The following is a 16,693-nucleotide window of genomic DNA, read 5'->3' on the forward strand; positions in this document are numbered from 1 at the left end:
GAACTCAGAAGTGAAACGCAAACGCGCCGATGGTAGTGTGGGGTCTCCCCATGTGAGAGTAGGTCATCGCCAAGCGCCTAATTATCTCATTGAGATGCAACGAAGCCAGCTAAATAAGCTGGCTTTTTTTCGTCTATAATTTGTTAAATCCAGCCTAGTGTCTATTTAATTAGTCAGTTTGCCTCCTATTTTTCTCTCCTTAACACTCTCTTTCACTCTTCATGACATCAATAATAAGTAATAGTTGTCGATTATTTGTTCGATTATTTTGTCAATGCTCCGATTTTGCTACAGCGATCTTAGTTCTCGATCGAGCCTAGCTATTGCTATTAGTTAAGCGGTTACTTACCTTATGTTTTAATTTATTGGGGTAGATAAGGATCTGAGATGAAGTTAGAGATGATTTGTACTGGGGAAGAAGTGTTGGCGGGACAGATTGTTGATACCAACGCCGCTTGGTTTGCCAGTACTATGATGGAGCATGGTGTCGAGATCCAGCGTCGAGTAACCGTAGGTGATCGCCTCGAGGATTTGATTGCAGTTTTCCAAGAACGTAGCTTACATGCCGATGTGATTCTCGTTAATGGTGGTCTCGGGCCGACGAGTGATGATATGTCTGCTTTAGCGATGGCGAAGGCGAAGGGCGAACCATTGGTTGAGAATGCGGAGTGGCGTGAGCGTTTAGAGGAGTGGTTTACCCGTAATAACCGTGAAATGCCTTTAAGTAATCTCAAGCAAGCTATGCTTCCAGCCTCAGCTGTGATTGTTGATAACCCAGTGGGAACCGCTTGTGGCTTTAGAGTTAAACTTAATCGCGCTTGGTTATTCTTCACGCCTGGTGTGCCTTTTGAGCTTAAGCACATGGTTACAGAGCAGTTTGTTCCCTTTATTCGCGAAGAGTTTAACCTTGATGCTAAGGTTGCCTTAAAGAAACTATTGACCATAGGCCAAGGTGAGTCCGCTTTGGCAGATAAGTTAGAACCGCTAGAGCTGCCAGAAGGCATTACTATTGGTTACCGCTCTTCCATGCCGCATATTGAGATTAAGATTTTCGCCCGTGGCGAGAAGGCGATTGCGGTATTACCTCGCGTCGCTGGGCACATCAAAATGGTGCTGGGTACTGCGGTTGTGGCGGAAGATAAAGCCACCCTTGCCGAAGAAATTCATTATAAGCTGCTTAACTCAGGCTTGACCTTAAGCGTTGCCGAGTCTTGCACTGGCGGCATGATCACCAGTCAGTTAGTTGATTTCCCTGGCAGTTCATCTTACTTACAGCACGGATTAGTGACTTACAGTAATGAATCTAAAGTGCGCGTGTTAGGTGTTAATCCTTCAACCTTAGATGATCATGGTGCTGTCTCTATTGCGACTGTGGAAGAAATGGCTAAGGGGGCAAGGCAAATTTTAGATAGTGACTATGCACTGGCAACCAGTGGAATTGCGGGGCCCGATGGTTGCACAGATGAGAAACCTGTGGGGACTGTGGCGATCGCTTTAGCAACTCGCGGCGGTGTTTATAGTCAGATGATTAAACTACCGAGACGTTCACGGGATCTGGTACGCAGTTTAAGTGCTGCTGTGGCTTACGATATGCTAAGACGTGAGCTTTTAGCTGAAGCTGTGATCGTCGATTATCAGTCGATTGGGCGATTCAGTAAGTAACTCTTATACGGGTATATATCCGTTTATGCCCGCCAACAAAAATGCTCCCGAGGGAGCATTTTAACTTCTACAGAGATACAAAAATGGCCGATTATTTAGTGAACTTAAGCACTAATTTGCCTGGGGCAACTTGAATGCTTTCGGTCATTTTTGCCATCAGTGCTTGGTTACTGTCCTTGGTATCTAGTACATACACAGGCTGGTTTTCTAAGAATTGCCTTAGATAACTCATCACCTGCGGTGTGGCACTGCTAATCGCCTTTTCAATATCCTTTGGCGTTGATTCCACTTTGACTAATTCGAGCTGGCGCAGATAGACACTGTGCGTTGCGCTGTCATACCAAGGCTTGGCTTCGAAAGTCGTAGTGAGTTTGGCACTCAATGGAAAGATCGGATTCTTAATTGATACTTGAGTTGCGGCACTTACGCTCATAGTGTCAGGTTTTACACCTAGCTTGACACTGATGTCGTTAATGCGCACTTCTGCGCCAACTAATTGATTGCCTTGTTTAATCTCAAAATGGATCTCTTTACTGAGGTACTGCTCCATTTCGTGCTCGCTGATACTGTACTGCGAGACGCAGCCACCAAGCAGTACAGTCAGTCCCAAGCAAATCGTGCGGGAAAGTTTTTTCATTAACCAGTGTTTCTCATACCCGCTGCCACACCTGCAATAGTCAGCATTAGCGCTAATTGCACATGTTCAGACGCAGGAGTTTCGGTTGTTTCCTTACGTGTCCGCGCTAATAGCTCGGTTTGTAAGAAGTTTAATGGATCGATATACGGATTTCGCAGTTTTACTGACTCGCGATTCCACGGCGTATGCGCCATTAAGCTATCTGATTTTGTCAGTTCAAGCACGACTTTAATACCCAGATCCAAGCGTTGGCGCAAGGTTTCGCCTAAGTGATGCAAGTCTTTCGGTACTAAACAGGTTTCGTAGTAGCGGGCTAAATTAGGTTCCGCCTTGGCGTAGACCATTTCCAGCATTGAAATGCGAGTGCTGAAGAAAGGCCATTCCCGTTCCATCTCTTGCAGTAAGCCCATTTCACCGCGTTCACAGGCGGCTTGAAGTGCTTCACCGGCGCCAAGCCATGCAGGTAACATCAAGCGGTTTTGCGACCAAGCAAAAATCCACGGAATTGCCCGTAGGCTTTCAATCCCGCCATCGACACGACGTTTAGCTGGGCGGCTGCCGAGTGGTAGTTTTCCTAATTCTACTTCTGGCGTTGCCGCGCGGAAATAAGCCACAAAATCAGGTTCATCACGCACTATGCCACGGTAAGCACCCACTGATTCTTCTGCGATACGTTGCATGCAATTGCGCCATTCTTGCTTCGGCTCTGGCGGTGGTAGTAGGGTTGCTTCCAATACGGCAGAGGTATACAAGGCTAAGCTTTGAACCGCGAGTTTTGGCAAGCCAAACTTGAAGCGGATCATTTCGCCCTGCTCAGTGACACGAATACGGCCATCTACCGAACCTGGTGGTTGCGATAGAATCGCTTTGTGTGCAGGACCACCCCCGCGACCAATGCTGCCACCACGGCCATGGAATAATGTGAGCTTGACGCCCGCTTGTTTACAGACAGCCACTAACTGCTCTTGGGCGTGATACTGAGCCCAAGCCGCCGCCATGACACCAGCATCTTTGGCAGAGTCAGAGTAACCAATCATGACCTCTTGCATGCCTTTGGTATAGCCACGATACCAGTCGATATCGAGCAAATCGGTAATACAGGCCGCGGCGTTGTTTAAGTCGCTTAAGGTTTCAAACAGCGGTACCACGCGCATTGGGTGCGAACAGCCCGTTTCTTTGAGTAACAGTAAAACCGTTAAGACATCCGATGGTTTACCCGCCATCGAAATCACATAGGATCCGAGTGCTTTTGCCGGATGTTTAGCAATCAAACGACAGGTATTAAGCACTTCGGCCACATCGGCCGAGGGTTGCCAGTTACTTGGGATCAGTGGCCGACGGTTGCTGAGTTCGCGTAATAAGAAGGCTTGCTTCTCGGTTTCATCCCAATGGTTGAAATCACCCATGCCGAGATAGCGAGTTAACTCGGCGAGCACATCGCTGTGACGGCTGGCGTCTTGGCGAATGTCGAGCCTGAGCATATGAATGCCAAAGCAGGCGAGACGGCGGAGAATGTCGAGCAATAAACCGTTGGCAATTAAGCGCATACCGCAGTCGGTCAAACTCTTATAGAGCATTTCTAACGGTGCTTTGAGATCGCTTTCTTGCCAAATCAGGCTCGACTTATCGACTTCAGGATTGTGGCCTTCGATGCGCGCATTTAAATAATCTATGGTGTCACGCAGTCTTTGACGAATGGAGCGCAACACGTGGCGGTAAGGTTCGCAGCTGTTATTGGTATAAGCCTTTAACTCATCATTGGCTTCTTCCATCGACAGTTCGCCAACCAGCAGGACGATATCTTTTAAGAATAATCTGGCGGCAGCATGGCGGTTACGATCGAGCACCTCTTGGGTGACTTTTGCGGTAACAAACGGGTTGCCATCGCGATCGCCGCCCATCCAGCTTGAAAAGCGCACTGGCGCGATATCAATCGGTAATTGTTGTCCTGTACGTTGCTGCACTCGATCGTTAAGTTGTCTTAAGAAGTCAGGCACCGCATGCCAGAGTGACTCTTCAATGGTGGATAATCCCCAGCGAGCCTCATCTACTGGAGTTGGACGCTCGCGGCGGATCTCATTGGTGTGCCATATTTGTGCGATTAATTGGCGTAGGCGCAGATTGATCTGTTGACGTTCTCTATCCGACAGTTGGTCGTTTTCTTGCTCTGTTAAGCAGTCGACAATGGCGGCGTATTTTTGGATCAGGGTGCGACGGGAAATTTCAGTGGGGTGCGCTGTTAGCACCAGATCGATATCCAGTGTTTTTAGACAGTCGAGCATTTTAGCTTGGTCGACACGACCATTGAGCATGCGTCCTAGGAGTTGTTCCACTGGGTCTGGCACGCAGACAAGTTCGTCGCAATTACGACTGATAGTATGAAATTGCTCGGATAAGTTAGCTAAGTTAAGAAATTGGTTAAAAGCTTTTGCAAAAGGGACTAACTCTTCGTCTGGCAAAGCTGTCAGTAACTCGAGCATTTGCTCTCTGGCGGCTTGGTCGCCTCGGCGTGAGTCTTTGGCAAGCTTACGGATCTGTTCTACCTTCTCAAGAAAAGAGTCCCCAAGATGGGTACGCATAGTATCGCCAAGGATTTGGCCTAACATACTCACGTTCGATCTTAATGACGCATACATATCTGTCATATTGTCTGCCATGGTTACTGACATAGTTACTCCGAATAGAAAAACATGAAAATTCCGCTGTGCATTTAGCCCGTTAGCACAATACCTATCACTTGGGGCTATGGTCAACAGCAGAACTTATAACTTATACGACTGGCTTATCCGATATGCAACCAATCACGGTATTTGATGAAGAATATTCAATAGAAATGCGAAGTCACGCAATATTTTTTGATGATTAGTGCAAGTGAATATGAAGTGCATCATTTTATGCTTTGCAGACATGTATCTTAGCTGTTAATGAAAAGGACTGATTTTGACTCATGTTGACCCTGGATAACTGTGTTATTAACGAGTTAGCTGAATGGGAACTGTGTCTTCGATATCCTAATTTGAGCTTAAAAGATGAAAATAAATTAAAAATATATATTCACATATATTGCATAAGTAGATCTTTGTGGTAGTCTAGCCATCAGTTGAGATGAGTCACCTCTTGTGACCTGTAGAGTGAATATCATGATGCACAGTATTAGCCTGACAGTGAATAAAATAACAACCTATTACGATTTCCTGCGACGATAGTCTTGTCATCATAGATATGCGCGGTTGCGTGTAAGCTATTCATCTACTCTTTAAGTTTCTTTGATTCGGTTAATAAGACAAAAAACATGAAAAATATCGCCATTATTGGTGCCAGTGGTTACACAGGCGCGCAACTGACCGCTTTAATCCATGCAGAAGCAGATCTGACGATTCAGGGTTTGTATGTTTCTGAAAACAGTTTAGATAAAGGTAAACCTTTAGCGGATTTGTATCCTAGCTACAGCCATATCGCATTAACGCTGTCGCCATTGTCCGATGAAGCTAAGGCAAAAATCGTTGCCGAAGCGGATGCCGTGGTGTTAGCGACTGAGCACTCGGTGAGCCTGCATTTAGCGGCTTGGTTTTATAGCCAAGGGTTAGCGGTATTCGATTTAAGCGGTGCCTATCGTTTCAGTGATGTGGCGCAATATCCGAAGTGGTATGGCTTTGAGCATGAATATCCTGAAGTTTTAGCCAAAGCCGTGTATGGCCTTGCCGAATGGAATGCTAAAGAAATCGCTGCGACTAAGATGATTGCCGTGCCAGGTTGTTACCCGACCGCATCATTGACAGCGTTAAAACCGCTAGCGAGTTTACTGACATCGGCTTATCCGGTAATCAATGCTGTGAGCGGCGTAACAGGTGCGGGCCGTAAAGCGCAGTTACACACCAGTTTTTGTGAAGTGAGCCTGACACCCTACGGCGTATTAGGCCACAGACATCAACCCGAGATCGCCACTCAGCTTGGTCAAGAAGTGATATTTACCCCGCACCTTGGCAACTTCAAGCGTGGCATTTTAGCGACCATTACCGTGCAGCTAAAACCAGACACTACGACTGCCGATGTGGCAGCGGCCTATAGCGTGTATGACCAGGCGCCATTGGTCACCGTGAAGCACAATCAGTTTCCGAAAGTGGATGACGTGGTGCTGACACCTAACTGCCACTTAGGTTGGAAGTTTGATGAGAATAGCGGTTACTTAGTGGTAGCCAGTGCCATCGATAACTTGATGAAAGGTGCTGCCAGCCAAGCGCTGCAATGCATAAAGATTCATTTTAACCTTTAATTGTTCATCCTTATTTAAGAGAGTCGTCAAGATGTCTACAAACAACTCAGTATTAGTGCTTAAAGTGGGCGGCGCGCTGCTGCAATGTGAAATGGGGATGGCGCGATTGATGGATACGGCTGCGGCTATGTTAGCCAATGGTCAGCAAGTGTTGATGGTACATGGCGGCGGCTGTCTGGTGGATGAGCAGTTAGCAGCAAACGGTATGGAAACCGTCAAGTTAGAAGGTTTGCGTGTGACTCCGCCTGAGCAAATGCCGATTATTGCCGGTGCACTTGCGGGCACTTCGAACAAAATTCTGCAAGGCGCAGCGACTAAGGCTGGCATTGTGAGTGTGGGCATGAGCCTCGCCGATGGCAATACTGTTTCGGCTAAGATTAAAGATGAACGTTTAGGTCTAGTGGGAGAAGTCACGCCAAACGATGGCACTTATCTTAAGTTTATCCTTGCCCAAGGTTGGATGCCGATTTGTAGCTCCATCGCCATGATGGACGATGGCCAAATGCTTAACGTCAATGCTGACCAAGCGGCGACGGCATTAGCTAAATTAGTGGGCGGCAAGTTAGTGCTGCTGTCGGATGTGTCTGGTGTGCTCGATGGTAAAGGCCAACTCATCCACAGTTTAAATGGCAAGCAGATAGCAGACCTTGTTAAGCAAGGTGTGATCGAAAAAGGAATGAAGGTCAAAGTTGAAGCTGCGCTCGAAGTAGCACAGTGGATGGGGCAGGCGGTACAAGTTGCCTCGTGGCGTGATGCAAGCCAATTAATCGCATTAGCAAAAGGTGAAGCCGTAGGAACACAAATCCAACCATAAGTGGAGTAGGTTATGAAGCATTTACTATCGATAAAAGACTTAACCCAGCAGCAGTTACAGGATCTAATTGCCTTGGCAAAAACGATCAAAGCCAATCCGGCTGAGTATCGTCATGCGCTGGATGGCAAGAGTGTGGTGATGTTATTTGAAAAGCCCTCACTCAGAACACGCGTTAGCTTTGATATCGGTATTAATAAGCTCGGTGGCCACTGTTTATACCTAGACCAGCAAAATGGTGAACTGGGAAAACGGGAATCGGTTGCTGACTTTGCTTCTAACCTGTCATGTTGGGCCGACGCAATTGTGGCGAGAACCTATTCACACACCACTATCGAACAATTAGCCGAGTTCGGCTCAGTGCCCGTGATTAATGCGCTGTCGGATCTTTATCATCCTTGCCAAGCCTTAGCTGACTTTTTAACACTGGCAGAGCAGTTTGAGGATGTCAGTAAAGCTAAATTAGCTTATGTTGGTGATGGTAATAATGTCACTAACTCGCTGATGTACTGTGCGGCTATTCTCGGTGCCACCATGACAGTGATCTGCCCAGCGGGTCACTTTCCTGATGGCTACGTAGTGGCAGAAGTGCAAGAGCTCGCCAAACGATATGGCGGCAAAATAGTGCTGACTTCAGATATCGATGCGATTGAAGGTCACGACGCTATTTATACTGATACTTGGATTTCAATGGGCGATCCAACGCCTTTGTCGGATATCAAAGCGAAGTTTGCACCATACCAAGTAAACAAAGCTTTGATGGCGAAAGCGGGCGCTAACTTCTTTATGCATTGTTTGCCCGCCCACCGTGGTGTAGAAGTAACAGATGAAGTGATGGACGGTGCAGGATCCTTAATTCTGCAACAAGCCGAAAATCGGATGCATGCCCAAAATGCGGTACTGGTAACCTTATTTAGTTAAATTAACCCTGTTTAGCAGCCTGTTTTCTCCCTGAGAGAAACGAGTCATAGGAATTTAAGATGTCTATCGAGATAAAAAATACTGGCGTGAAAAAAGTGGTTTTAGCCTATTCAGGTGGTCTAGATACCTCGGCCATTATTCCTTGGTTAAAAGAAAACTACGATAACTGTGAAATCATCGCATTCTGCGCCGACGTTGGCCAAGGCGAAGAAGAGCTGGTTGGCTTGACTGAAAAAGCTTTAGCTTCAGGTGCTTCTGAATGCCATATCGTCGATCTAAAAGAAGAATTCGTTAAAGACTATATCTACCCAACGATTGCGAGCGGTGCGATTTACGAAGGCACTTATTTACTCGGTACGTCAATGGCGCGTCCTATTATTGCCAAAGCGCAGGTTGAAGTGGCTCGTAAAGTGGGCGCCGATGCTCTGTGTCACGGTTGTACCGGCAAAGGTAACGACCAAGTGCGTTTCGAAGGTTGCTTCGCCGCATTAGCACCTGATTTAAAAGTGATTGCCCCATGGCGTGAATGGACTATGCAGAGCCGTGAAGATCTACTGGCCTATTTAGCTGAACGTGACATCAAGACGTCAGCGTCAGCGACTAAAATCTATAGCCGTGATGCCAACGCTTTCCATATTTCCCATGAAGGTGGTGAGTTAGAAGATCCATGGAACGAGCCAAGCAAAGGCGTATGGACACTGACTGCCGATCCTGAAGATGCACCGAACAAGCCTGAATATGTGTCGCTAGAAGTAGAACATGGCCGTATCACTAAAGTGAATGGTGAAGCCCTAACGCCTTATGCTGCACTGATGACATTAAACGCCATTGCTGCGCCACACGGTGTGGGCCGTATCGACATTACCGAAAACCGTTTAGTGGGTATGAAGTCTCGCGGTTGTTACGAAACACCCGGCGGCACTGTGATGTTCGCAGCACTACGTGCGATTGAAGAGCTCGTACTCGACAAGACTAGCCGTAACTGGCGTGAGCAAGTTGCCGCACAAATGGCGCATTTAGTGTATGACGGCCGTTGGTTCACGCCACTGTGTAAGTCACTGCTGGCAGCATCTGAATCACTGGCTGAATCAGTTAACGGTGAAGTTGTGGTAAAACTCTACAAAGGCCAAGCGAGCGCAGTGAAGAAACGTTCACCTAACAGCTTGTACTCTGAAGCGTTTGCCACCTTCGGTGAAGATCAAGTTTACGATCAAAAACATGCCGAAGGCTTTATCCGCCTGTACTCATTGGCGAGCCGCATCCGCGCACTCAACGCTAACGATGTAAAGTCTAAGTAATAGGTCGTTTCAAAGGGCGCCTAGCGCCCTTTTTTGTTTTTAGGTTTTGATTTAGTTTTTGATTCAGATGAGTCGATTTCAAATAAGCAGTGAGTAAGGGGAGTTAGCATGGCTTTATGGGGTGGAAGATTTCAGGGCGAAACGAGCGCGCTATTCAAATTATTCAACGATTCGTTGCCTGTGGATTATCGCTTGTTCGAACAGGATGTGGTTGGCTCCATTGCTTGGGCGGATGCGATTGCCAGCGTGGGAATTATCTCGGTAACTGAATGCCGCGACTTGAAAAAAGCGCTTAATGACTTACTGGTGGAAGTACAGGGCGATCCGGCTATTATTCTCGCCTCGGGCGCTGAAGATATTCACAGTTTCGTCGAGTCGGCCTTGATTGCCAAAGTGGGCGATCTCGGTAAGAAATTGCACACCGGTCGTAGCCGTAACGATCAAGTTGCCACCGATTTAAAGCTTTGGTGTCAATCCGAAGGCAAAGCATTACTCGCGCGCCTTCAAGGTTTACATGCTGAATTACTGGCGTTGGCTGAGCGTGAATTTGATGCGGTAATGCCGGGTTATACTCACTTGCAGCGCGCGCAACCTGTGACATTTGGCCACTGGTGTTTAGCGTATGTGGAAATGACTGAGCGGGATATCAGCCGTTTAAGCGATGCGTTAACCCGCGCTAATACCTGTCCTTTAGGTTCTGGAGCATTAGCAGGCACAGCTTATAAGATGGATCGACATGCTCTGGCCGCGGCGCTGAATTTTGCCTCGCCAACGCTGAATAGCTTAGATAGTGTATCAGACAGAGATCACGTGGTAGAGCTTTGTTCAACCGCATCGATCAGCATGATGCACTTAAGCCGTATGGCTGAAGATTTGATTTTCTTTAACTCAGGTGAAGCGAACTTTATCTCCCTGAGTGATGAAGTGACCTCGGGTTCATCCCTGATGCCACAGAAGAAAAATCCAGACGCATTAGAGCTTATCCGTGGCAAAACCGGCCGGGTGTATGGCAGCTTAGTGGGCATTCTCACGACGATGAAAGCACTGCCTTTGGCGTACAACAAAGATATGCAGGAAGATAAAGAAGGCCTGTTTGACGTAGTTGATAGCTGGGCAATTTGCCTCGATATGGTGGCGTTAGTGTTGTCAGGTTTGAAGGTCAATCGTCCTAATGCACTGTTAGCCGCACAGCAAGGTTATGCAAATTCTACTGAGCTTGCGGATTATCTCGTGTCTAAAGGTATGCCTTTCCGTGAGGCGCACCATGTTGTGGGTGAAGTCGTGGTTGCTGCGATAGCGAAGCAAATTCCGCTCGAGGATTTCTCCTTGGCCGAATTAAAAACTTTTGCCGCTATCATTGAAGATGATGTCTATCCAAACCTGACTATTGAAGCTTGTTTAGCGAAACGTGACGTGCTTGGTGGTACTGCATTGCCTCAAATTCAGAAGGCGATTGCGGCCAAGAAAGTACGTTAGCGAGTTATTCAAATCCACAATTCAAGCCAATAAAAAACGCGACATTAGGTCGCGTTTTTTATTGGGCCACAATTAGTGGTAATGACTTTTTAGCATTTGTTTATTGGAATAAATCATCAGTTGGTGCATCGATGAATAAATTGTTTTCATCCTGAGTTTCGCTGATGTATTCCTTCGGCTCTGTACCTGAAATAAAGTACTCGAACGCACTGGTATAGTCGGTTTTACGGGTCAGTTTACCCGTCGCTAAATCGATGCGTACCGAAACTATGCCTTCTGGTGGAATCGAGGTTGTTTCAGGTGTGCCTTGTAAGACACTGTTCATAAACTCGTTCCAGCCCGGACCTGCTGTTTTCGCACCCGCTTCGGCGCCAGTTATCTGATCTTTTTCGCCGTTTGCATTCCATGCGGTTCTGCCCAGTTGGCGACCGTGATCGTCGAAACCGACCCAGAAGGTGCTAGTGATGACAGGGCTAAAACCACTGAACCAAGTGTCGCGCGATTCGTTGGTTGTACCCGTTTTACCTGCAATATCATGGCGCTTAATCAATTTTGCCGCGCGCCAAGCCGTACCCTGCCAACCCGTGCCTTTACTCCAATCGCCGCCGCCCCAGATCACGCTCTTCAGTGCTTCGGTAATGAGGAATGCCGTTTGCTCTGAAATAATTTGCGGAGCGTAGCGACCAGTTTGTTCGAAACACTGCGCAACAGGTGCACTAGGTTCTGCACTAGAGTCTCCACTTATGCTGAACGCCATAGGATCGCTCGGTGTAACTGGTTGGCTAAGACTTTGGCTAGGCTTACAGGCCAATGTAGGGTTCGCTTTTTCGATAACATTGCCGTAAGCATCTTCTACGCGATCAATATAGAAAGGTTCGAGTAAGAAACCGCCATTAGCAAATACGTTAAATGCAGTAACTACTTGCAATGGCGTGACTGAAGACGAACCTAATGCAATCGATTCGTTGCGAGGTAAGTCGTTAGGATCAAAACCAAATTCAACGAGTTGAGCAATGGTTTCGTCGAGTCCGACATGGCGCATTGCACGCACAGACATAACGTTAATAGATTGCGCTAAACCCACACGTAAACGAGTTGGGCCACCATAGATATCGGGTGAGTTTTTAGGGCGCCATGCAGTGCCTTGGCTGATATCGGGTTTATTAATTGGCGCATTATCTATGAGGGTCGCTAAGGTAAAGCCTTTCTCTAATGCTGCGGCATAGATGAAAGGTTTAATATTCGAACCTAATTGACGCTTCGCTTGAGTCACTCGGTTGTATTGGCTTTGGCTAAAGCTATAACCACCAACTAAAGTGCGAATAGCACCATTTTTGGGGTCGAGTGATACTGTTGCGCTGGCGACTTCTGGTACTTGCGATAGTTGCAAATATTGGCCGTTATCACGGATCCAAATACGCTCGCCGACCTTGAGTATGTCAGAAGCTGATTTCGGTACACTACCTTGACGCTTATCAGTAATAAACTTACGTGCCCACTTCAATCCATCCCAAGTAATAACTTTAGTTTCGCCCTTGGCGGTCATTATACTGGCTTGCTGATCTGCAATGCTGATGACTGCGGCGGGTTGCAATTCTTGTACTGAAGCAATCTTGGCTAGTTCAGTTTTGATTTGAGCAGATTCAGGTTTTTCGTCCGTCCACAACACGGCAGCAGGACCACGGTAGCCATGGCGTTCATCATAGGCATAGACGTTATTACGCAGTGCCTGTTGCGCTTTAAGTTGTAGATCCGATGAGATAGTCGTATAGACGTTGTAGCCATTGGTATAGGCCTCTTCTTCACCGTACTTCTGTACCATGTAATCCCGAGCCATTTCAGAAATATAAGGGGCATAGAGATCAATTTCAGCGCCATGATATCTGGCCATCAATGGCTCTTGTAGTGCCGCTTGGTATTCGGTTTGGCTGATGTAGCCGACTTCATTCATCCGCATGAGGACGACATTACGGCGAGCCAATGCACGCGAAGGTGACGTGATTGGATTGAGTGTAGAGGGCGCCTTGGGTAGGCCTGCAATAACGGCCAGTTCAGATAAGCTGAGTTCCTGCACGTTTTTACCGAAATACACTTGCGCAGCAGCCCCAACACCGTAGGCCCGTTGGCCTAAGTAAATGCGGTTTACGTAGAGCTCTAAAATTTCATCTTTGGTGAGTAACTCTTCAATATGATAGGAGATAAAAATCTCCTTCACTTTACGAATAATAGTCTTATCTCGGGTTAAGAAGAAGTTACGTGCGACCTGCATGGTAATCGTACTCGCACCTTGCTTTTTCTCACCAGTGGTCAACATCACTAATGCGGCGCGAAGCACGCCAACAGGGTCTATACCACCATGTTCATAAAAGCGGGCATCTTCGGTTGCGATAAACGCCTGTAGTAGAGGTTTTGGCACTTCGTCTAACGTTAGTGGAATGCGACGTTTCTCACCGAATTGAGAAATAAGTTTGCCGTCACTACTGTAAATACGTAAAGGTGTTTGAAGTTGCACATTTTTTAGTGTTGAAACATCCGGTAAATCCGGCAAAACATAAAAGTATGCTGCCACAATGGCGCCTACGCCCAAAAGGGCTAGACTGAATAGTGCTATAACAATACGTTTTAACCACTTCACCAAAATTTATCCTAATGTTCTGTTAAGTGCGACAGTATATAAGGCGCACACGTCTTGGTGAAGTAAAAACGTGAGACTCACAAAATAGCATTTGTAAAATGATGAAACATTCGATACAAGTAAGTATAACAAGTTGATTTTGTGCTAATCTCTTTTACTGAAATATAAATAAAAAAGTGACAATGGATATGCTTTCAAATTTATGGAAGCGTCAGGCTCCGCAGATGGTGGGAATCGATATCGGTTCCCATGAAGTTAAGGCCATTTTGTTGAGTAAGACTGCTGACGGATACAAAATATTGAGTCATGCCGCGGTACCCATTAAGAAGGGGGCCGTTAACGATCATGATATTCGTGATGCTGATGCCGTTGTTGAATGCCTTAAGCAAATAAAACGTAGCCTACCTAAATCCGTTAAATATGCCGCTGTTTCTGTTTCGGGTTCTGCTGTGATGACGAAAGTGATCTACATGGATGCCTCCCTTAGTGAGGAAGAAATGGAAGCACAGATAGAAATTGAAGCCGATAACCTTATTCCGTATTCACTCGATGAAGTCAGCATAGATTTTGAAACGCTAAACGTAAACAGTACCGATCCTACTAAAGTTGATGTGCTGTTGAGCGCATGCCGCACTGATAATATTGATGTCAGAGTCGATGCGCTGGATAGCGTGGAACTTGAGGCTAAAGTGGTGGATGTTGAAGGTTACGCTTTAGGTCGAGCTGCCGAGTTAATTCTGGCTCAGCTTCCAGAAGGAGCGAAACATAAAGCCGTCGCTATGGTTGATATCGGCGCGAATATGACGACTTTCTCTGTGGTTGAATCGGGTGAGACGACTTTTATTCGTGAGCAAGCTTTCGGTGGTGAGCAATTTACTCAGTCAATATTATCCTTCTATGGCATGTCTTATGATCAAGCTGAGAAAGCAAAGATTGAAGGCGACTTACCACGAAATTATATGTTTGAAGTTTTGTCACCTTTTCAAACTCAGCTATTACAACAAATAAAACGTACGCTGCAGATTTATTGCACTTCCAGCGGTAAAGATAAAGTCGACTACCTCGTATTATGCGGTGGAACATCTAAATTAGAAGGTATGGCTAATTTACTGACGAATGAATTGGGTGTTCACACTATTATCGCCGATCCTTTTCAAGGGTGTTTGCATGCCGATGAGTCGGTTAAAAGTGCGCTGCAACCTACAATCAGCAAATATATGGTTGCTTGTGGCTTAGCATTGAGGAGTTACGGTCAATGGCGAACATAAACCTACTCCCCTGGCGAGAAGAGGCGAGAGAAAAACAAAAGCGCGACTATATTGGTATTTTAGCGGCAGTATTTTTAGCGTCGGCGATTTTAGTCTATGTCGCAGTATCTTTATTAGATGTTATGACAGATGAGCAAAAAGCACGTAACGCTTATTTGCAATCGGAAATAAGTCTGCTTGAAACGCAAATTTCTGAGATCAAGAAAATTACTGAACGTAAGAAAGACATTGAGCGGCGTACAGAAATTATTCTTAATCTACAGCAATCCCGTAATTTGCCTACTCACGTGTTAGATGAGCTTGTTCGAATTGTACCTCCAGGAATATATCTGTCTAGCCTAGAGAAAAAGGGCAGTTTGTTGCTGATTGAAGGGCGTAGTGAATCGAACAATAACGTCGCCAACATGATGCGAAAAGTGAAAACTTCCGAATGGTTAACCGATCCTAATATGCAATCGATCGTGACCCAAAATGAAGAGTTACGGCAATTACAGCGTTTTAGTTTGAGAGTCACTATTAAAGGCGCGAGTGTAGATGAGCCTGAGAAAATGACAAAAGGAGCGAGTAAATGAAACTCGATCTAAGTCAATTTAATGATATCGACTTTGAAAATATTGGTGGTTGGCCAAATCAAGTTAAAACCTTTTTCGCGATCCTTTTAGCACTCTGTGTTTTTGCTGCGGGATATTTCTTGGTCGTCTCCGATTCGGTAGATATTTATACCGCAGAGCAAGATAAAGAAGTGCAGCTCAGAGATGATTTCAAGAATAAGTATCAACTTGCGGCAAATTTAAAACTCTACCGAGATCAGCTAGCGACGATGGAAGTGCAGTTTGCAGAGTTACTGAAGATGCTGCCCTCTGAAAATGAAATGCCAGGTTTGCTAGACGATTTAACTTTTGTCGCTACGGATGCAGGACTCAAAATTAATAGTTTGAATTGGGAGGCCGAAATTCAGCGGGATTTCTATATTGAGTTTCCAATTAAAATGTCTGTGACGGGAGATTACCATCAGCTAGGTAGTATGGTGAGTGGTGTCGCTAAGCTGCCGCGTATCGTTAGCCTCCATGATTTCACCATTAAGCGAGACGAAGCCGGCAACTTAGCAATGGATATCTTAGCCAAGACATACCGCTTTAAAGAAGGGGCTGAATTACCGCCTGAAAAACCTGCTAATAAGGGGAAGAAATAATGAAATTCTTACCTTTGTTAGCCTTGAGTCTTTTTTTAATGGGTTGTGTTGGCGATCGTAGTGATTTAGAGCTATTTGTTACTACAACCAAAGCGCAACACGTTGCTCATATCCCGCCCTTGAAAGAGCCGCCAAGATTTGAGCACTTTGCCTATCAAGCCGAGTTAATGCGAAGCCCTTTTGTACCACCTTCGCGTGAGTTAACGGAAGAAGTTGTTGATACCAGCAAAGATTGTTTACAACCGGACTTAAAGCGTCGAAAAGGACGATTAGAAACTTATCCTTTAGATAATTTAAAAATGCGTGGCACCTTAAGTGAAGCCGATACAACTTGGGCGTTAGTTGAAACAAATGACGGCAGTGTTTATCGGATGGGCGTTGGTGAGTATTTAGGTCTGTTTAATGGACGCATTTCTAAAGTTACTTCACAAAATGTCGAAGTAGTAGAATTAATTCCAGATGGTTCAGGTTGTTGGTCCGAAAGGACGAGCAATTTAGAACTTTCTGGAGAATAACGAGC

At 46.1% G+C, this 16,693-nt stretch carries 13 protein-coding genes; 10 read left to right on the forward strand and 3 right to left on the reverse strand.

The window, feature by feature from the left end; translation table 11 throughout:
• Positions 1-387 precede the first annotated feature (387 nt).
• Positions 388-1,662 (forward strand): CinA family nicotinamide mononucleotide deamidase-related protein, encoded by a 1,275-nt coding sequence (locus tag KO537_RS15445; protein WP_219234807.1) that lies wholly within the window; start codon positions 388-390, stop codon positions 1,660-1,662.
• 91 nt (positions 1,663-1,753) lie between these two features.
• On the opposite strand, the gene KO537_RS15450 is transcribed toward KO537_RS15445, so the two are convergent.
• Both KO537_RS15450 and ppc read right to left on the reverse strand, forming a co-directional pair.
• Positions 1,754-2,299 carry a DUF1439 domain-containing protein gene (locus KO537_RS15450; RefSeq protein ID WP_219234809.1) on the reverse strand — a complete coding sequence of 182 codons (546 nt, stop codon included), beginning with the start codon at positions 2,297-2,299 and terminating at the stop codon, positions 1,754-1,756.
• On the reverse strand, positions 2,299-4,968 hold the full coding sequence (gene ppc, locus KO537_RS15455; RefSeq protein WP_219234812.1) for a phosphoenolpyruvate carboxylase: 2,670 nt from the start codon (positions 4,966-4,968) through the stop codon (positions 2,299-2,301). The genes KO537_RS15450 and ppc overlap by 1 nt, the downstream gene beginning before the upstream one ends.
• 623 nt (positions 4,969-5,591) lie before the next feature.
• Between ppc and argC the strand changes: the two genes are divergently transcribed.
• From argC to argH, 5 genes are all read left to right on the forward strand, one after another.
• On the forward strand, positions 5,592-6,572 hold the full coding sequence (gene argC, locus KO537_RS15460) for an N-acetyl-gamma-glutamyl-phosphate reductase (RefSeq protein WP_219234814.1): 981 nt from the start codon (positions 5,592-5,594) through the stop codon (positions 6,570-6,572).
• Between the two features lie 31 nt (positions 6,573-6,603).
• The gene (argB, locus tag KO537_RS15465) at positions 6,604-7,386 is read left to right on the forward strand and encodes an acetylglutamate kinase (RefSeq protein ID WP_106649098.1); all 783 of its coding nucleotides are present in this window, start codon (positions 6,604-6,606) and stop codon (positions 7,384-7,386) included.
• A 12-nt stretch (positions 7,387-7,398) separates the two neighbouring features.
• Positions 7,399-8,304: an ornithine carbamoyltransferase gene (locus KO537_RS15470; RefSeq protein ID WP_105250543.1), complete on the forward strand. Its 906-nt coding sequence runs from the start codon at positions 7,399-7,401 to the stop codon at positions 8,302-8,304.
• Between the two features lie 59 nt (positions 8,305-8,363).
• Positions 8,364-9,602 (forward strand): argininosuccinate synthase, encoded by a 1,239-nt coding sequence (locus tag KO537_RS15475; RefSeq protein WP_173248114.1) that lies wholly within the window; start codon positions 8,364-8,366, stop codon positions 9,600-9,602.
• Between the two features lie 108 nt (positions 9,603-9,710).
• A complete protein-coding gene (argH, locus tag KO537_RS15480) occupies positions 9,711-11,078 on the forward strand; it encodes an argininosuccinate lyase (RefSeq protein ID WP_219234816.1) in 1,368 nt (455 codons plus the stop codon).
• Between the two features lie 100 nt (positions 11,079-11,178).
• Here the strand turns inward: argH and KO537_RS15485 are convergent, their stop codons facing one another.
• A complete protein-coding gene (locus tag KO537_RS15485) occupies positions 11,179-13,713 on the reverse strand; it encodes a PBP1A family penicillin-binding protein (protein WP_219234818.1) in 2,535 nt (844 codons plus the stop codon).
• A gap of 188 nt (positions 13,714-13,901) precedes the next feature.
• Between KO537_RS15485 and KO537_RS15490 the strand changes: the two genes are divergently transcribed.
• The 4 genes from KO537_RS15490 to KO537_RS15505 are packed head-to-tail and all read left to right on the forward strand — an operon-like array spanning position 13,902 to position 16,688.
• Entirely contained in the window at positions 13,902-14,981 is a 1,080-nt protein-coding gene (locus tag KO537_RS15490) for a pilus assembly protein PilM (protein WP_105253014.1), read from the forward strand.
• The gene (locus KO537_RS15495) at positions 14,969-15,553 is read left to right on the forward strand and encodes a PilN domain-containing protein (protein WP_105250539.1); all 585 of its coding nucleotides are present in this window, start codon (positions 14,969-14,971) and stop codon (positions 15,551-15,553) included. Before KO537_RS15490 ends, KO537_RS15495 begins: the two co-directional genes overlap by 13 nt.
• A complete protein-coding gene (locus KO537_RS15500) occupies positions 15,550-16,173 on the forward strand; it encodes a type 4a pilus biogenesis protein PilO (RefSeq protein ID WP_105250538.1) in 624 nt (207 codons plus the stop codon). The genes KO537_RS15495 and KO537_RS15500 overlap by 4 nt, the downstream gene beginning before the upstream one ends.
• Entirely contained in the window at positions 16,173-16,688 is a 516-nt protein-coding gene (locus KO537_RS15505) for a pilus assembly protein PilP (protein ID WP_105250537.1), read from the forward strand. The genes KO537_RS15500 and KO537_RS15505 overlap by 1 nt, the downstream gene beginning before the upstream one ends.
• The last annotated feature ends 5 nt before the right edge of the window (positions 16,689-16,693 follow it).

It is taken from the genome of Shewanella sp. NKUCC01_JLK (assembly GCF_019345615.1).
GTDB lineage: Bacteria > Pseudomonadota > Gammaproteobacteria > Enterobacterales > Shewanellaceae > Shewanella > Shewanella oncorhynchi.